This is a genomic window from Gilliamella sp. X-57, from assembly GCF_057063565.1.
Genome location: NZ_JBXSQI010000044.1, coordinates 1 through 3,647, shown reverse-complemented (window position 1 = coordinate 3,647; position 3,647 = coordinate 1). Strand labels below are relative to the sequence as shown.

General features: G+C 32.7%; 6 protein-coding genes. 1 reads left to right on the top strand and 5 read right to left on the bottom strand.

The window, feature by feature from the left end:
* Window positions 1–277: 277 nt before the first annotated feature.
* Window positions 278–538: a hypothetical protein gene (locus tag ACYIAL_RS12540; protein ID WP_483748049.1), complete on the bottom strand. Its 261-nt coding sequence runs from the start codon at window positions 536–538 to the stop codon at window positions 278–280.
* Window positions 538–750, bottom strand: a complete 213-nt coding sequence (locus tag ACYIAL_RS12535) for a hypothetical protein (RefSeq protein ID WP_483751873.1) — start codon at window positions 748–750, stop codon at window positions 538–540. The genes ACYIAL_RS12540 and ACYIAL_RS12535 overlap by 1 nt, the downstream gene beginning before the upstream one ends.
* 259 nt (window positions 751–1,009) lie before the next feature.
* Between ACYIAL_RS12535 and ACYIAL_RS12530 the strand changes: the two genes are divergently transcribed.
* Complete coding sequence (locus tag ACYIAL_RS12530) at window positions 1,010–1,144, top strand: hypothetical protein (RefSeq protein WP_483751872.1); 135 nt, start codon at window positions 1,010–1,012, stop codon at window positions 1,142–1,144.
* A gap of 233 nt (window positions 1,145–1,377) precedes the next feature.
* Here the strand turns inward: ACYIAL_RS12530 and ACYIAL_RS12525 are convergent, their stop codons facing one another.
* The 3 genes from ACYIAL_RS12525 to ACYIAL_RS12515 all read right to left on the bottom strand — a co-directional run.
* Entirely contained in the window at window positions 1,378–1,659 is a 282-nt protein-coding gene (locus ACYIAL_RS12525) for a YrhB domain-containing protein (RefSeq protein WP_483748048.1), read from the bottom strand.
* A gap of 284 nt (window positions 1,660–1,943) precedes the next feature.
* Window positions 1,944–2,447 (bottom strand): hypothetical protein, encoded by a 504-nt coding sequence (locus ACYIAL_RS12520; protein WP_483751871.1) that lies wholly within the window; start codon window positions 2,445–2,447, stop codon window positions 1,944–1,946.
* The coding region (locus ACYIAL_RS12515; protein ID WP_483751870.1) for a VENN motif pre-toxin domain-containing protein at window positions 2,444–3,647 on the bottom strand (1,204 nt) is incomplete at its 5' end. The genes ACYIAL_RS12515 and ACYIAL_RS12520, both read right to left, overlap by 4 nt.

The following is a 3,647-nucleotide window of genomic DNA, read 5'->3' as shown; positions in this document are numbered from 1 at the left end:
TTACCTATCTTTATTCTTCGACCGTCAAACTCATTCTCCGCCAGCACCGTGACCTTTTCACCCGATAATAATGCCCCCTCCGACGTTAATTGTGGGCGGTTATTTTGTAAAAATAATTCAGGATTCTATACCGTTTCATTTTAACTACAGGGCAACCTGTCACCATTACCAATAAAAAGGGCAAGTTAATTGTTCAACTTGCAAAGTAGATGACATTGTTCATAAATTGTTAGTTCAGTTCTACGATCTACTTCGCAGAACTGAATTATTAAAAATATTATTCTTCTAGTACATAAGATTTATAAGTTCCATCATCATTTTCTAACCAAAAACGAGAGCATTTAGTACAAACAAGCACTCTAATTCTTTTTGAGTCTACTTTTAAAATAAAATCATCAACGTCAATTTGATTATGATTTTTTTCTAATATCCATATAATTTCATCAATTATTTTTTCAGCAATAAAAGAATATTCATAATCATTATCACTATCAGATAAATGCATTACATGACCACATTTACAAATAAATTTAGGCATTATTGAGCTCCTTTATTGGGTCTGTCATAACGAGTAATTTGACCTTTAGAATCTTGAAAGAATAGAGTATTTATATTTTTTGCTCCCGGTTTTCCCCATGTGCGATTTACAATACTTTGTATGTCAGTCTTTGATAGATCTGCCTGAATAATAATAGAGTTTGTTTGTCTATTTTTATTTTCAATTGTCCTTAATATTGATTTCTCAGTCATTATTTTAGAATTTGGTGTATAAACATCAACTTTACCAATTCCCTAAACATAAAGATCTTGAGTTTTAACCTTATTTTGATTAACTTCCTTTTTAACAACAACACCATAACCTAAGTATAAGAAACCACTACCAGCTCTTATCTCATTAGCATTTGGTGTTGAACCTTGTTCAAAAATAATCGTTCCGGTTTTACCCGAATTAATATTACCAATTAAATTACTATCAGGCGCAAGTACAATTTGATTGCCTTTATCTAAAATGACATTTCCAGTTGTTCCTGTTGAATTGTCTTTAGGAATAAAATTAGAAGTTACTACCGGCGCTAATGTTAAAACACCATCAACAACTTTTAATACAGCATCAGTTGTAAATTTACCCTTATTGTATATTTGAGCAACTCCTTCACCTAATGCATGACTTCCTTTTTACAATCTTTATATTACTGTTGTAATTTAATTGGTGATAGAGCTTGATTTACAAATTTAAAAATAAATAATAGATTCTCCCACCATATATGCGGGATTATGATTCATTATTAAATAATGTCTCCCCCACACTTGAATTAGTTATATAAAATTTGGTTAAATTGTAATTTTTAATATGCACATACATAATTCATTATGAGTTTAAAACTCAGATTTGTTTTTTTTATTTTCATATTCTTGTATATATATATCTAAAGGGTATGCTGTTCCCAACTCATATATTTTCCCACTATCTTTATCAATTATGAATGGACAATTACCGATTAATTGTGTTGAAAAATCACCAGTTTCTAAAAATTCTCTGGATTGAAAACAAAAAAGCCATCCTTCAGAAAACCTGTCTATCATAGTAATTTCTACAGGAATATCGTATTCAGCTAAATAACTTTTAGCTTTATTTATCGCTTCAATAAAAGTAATCATCAATTAGTCCTTAAAAATTTGAAAGATTTAAATTTGATCATATCTGCAGCTTTACCTGTTTGTTTTTGAATGGTTAATTGGATTTACTAAAAAAAAGCTATCCATTGCGAAAAAATTCAAGTTTTAGTAGCTTAGATTTTATGACGGAATTCTAGTGTAATTAAAATTATCAAAGTAATGTTTAACCTGCATTGCAGGTTATAAACAATAATGCATCTGTTTATGGTGACAGCATTAACTGTCACCTTTAAAATAGCAAAAACGTAAAATATAGAATGGGATCATTAAATAACATACAACTCAACAGAATTTGCTATATCTTTTATTTTTCTCTCTACAATAACCTCCTGTTTACACTCATGCTTTAATATAAAAAAAGAATGAGTCAAATCAAAACCTGTCAATGTAAACAACTCTAACGATGGAAAAACTATTGTGCATAGAGTTTTTTCTTTCATAGCATCAAGAATATAATGATTAAATTTATTATATGAACCAATTTTAACAATCTTACCTTCATCATTATATAAACTAACTTTTTTATTAGATAACTCGTATAATTTTTTATAGAAATTTACAAATTTTTGTTCAATGGAATTAAACAGGTTTAATTTGTTTGGATCATTAATCACATCAACATATGCGATTAATTCAGTACTATCACATTCATCTTCATTCAAAAAATGATCAAAGTAAGAAACATGAATATTTAAATAATATTTTTTCAAAAAATCATTATCATCTAAATTTGTCGACAACAAAAAATCTATAAAGTTTTTTTCTCTCATGGTCTTAAATATACTCCATTTTCATTTAATGTACCCATTCTATTTCCTGCTTTATCAAATAATTTCCAGGCACTTCCTCCGTGAGGATTACTTGATGATCTTTCAGGAGAAATTCTCCACCCAGTTTTAGGATCTACCCATTCACCTTTTTTATTTGAACCAGAAACTCTTTTATTAAATTGTTTAAGATCTATTTTATCACCTTTTTCTAGCTTACCTTTATAATTGACATATTCATTTTTAGTTTCTGAATTATTTTTATCATTATCATCAGGCGGTAATCCTGGAGCACCTCCAGCTGTACTACTTCCAGTTCCTGTTAACGCATTATCCGTATTTTTCTTACCCCCCTTTTTCTTTAGGTAGTCATTATAATAACGCTCATAAGTTTTTAGTACTGCATCTTCAAGGAATTGATCTCCCATTGGATCGACTAATGCAAGTTCAATTAGTCGCCTTTGTTCCAAATTTAGACTTTCTAAAAATGCTTTTGATTCCGCCGCGGTAAGACCTTCTGCCATTAATACATCTACCGCATTAATACTAACTGGTGCACCAATTTCACTCGGGCGTACTAGATACCACGCAGCTCTAGCTAAATTGTTATTCTCAACCGCATTTTTCCCCGCAGCAACGCCAGTATTCACATCTTGAATATCACCACCTGCAGCGGCTATCGCAAGGCCGGTCGCTAGTTGTGATAGGGCGCTGACTTTTTGCCTTTCTTCTTGACTTAGGTCTTTGATGTCTTTATCGGGGTAAAGAATACCCGCAATAACTTCAGCACCCCGTTCACTTGCGGCAGCGCCTAAGCCACCCACAAGCGCGGAATTGCCTTGCAGTTCGGCTACCACCGCACCGAGTATGGCATGGCTGACGGTGTTGGCGAGGGTGTTTCCTTCGGTCTGTTGTTTGATAATTGTAGCAATTTTTGGTGCAAGTGCCCCTGCGGCTGCCCCTGTCATATCACCACTGATTAAGCCGTTGATAAGGCTAACGGCCATATCGATGCCTTGACGGGTTTCACTGCCCATCGCCGACATCCCTTGGTTCATGGCTTTTTCGTAGGCTTTTTCGTAGATTTTTTGTTGTTCTTCTTCTGTTAGTCCCTTGTTTTTATTTTTTTCTTTTTCCTTTTCAACCGCTTTTTTCGCTTCTGATTCTGCTCGCATACGGTCTATATGGTTTAGCATCGTTAAC

Coding starts and splice junctions, on each gene's coding strand:
- ACYIAL_RS12540 (WP_483748049.1), bottom strand. CDS start 538: ATGCCTAAATTTATTTGTAAATGTGGTCATGTAATGCATTTATCTGAT.
- ACYIAL_RS12535 (WP_483751873.1), bottom strand. CDS start 750: ATGACTGAGAAATCAATATTAAGGACAATTGAAAATAAAAATAGACAA.
- ACYIAL_RS12530 (WP_483751872.1), top strand. CDS start 1,010: ATGACATTTCCAGTTGTTCCTGTTGAATTGTCTTTAGGAATAAAATTA.
- ACYIAL_RS12525 (WP_483748048.1), bottom strand. CDS start 1,659: ATGATTACTTTTATTGAAGCGATAAATAAAGCTAAAAGTTATTTAGCT.
- ACYIAL_RS12520 (WP_483751871.1), bottom strand. CDS start 2,447: ATGAGAGAAAAAAACTTTATAGATTTTTTGTTGTCGACAAATTTAGAT.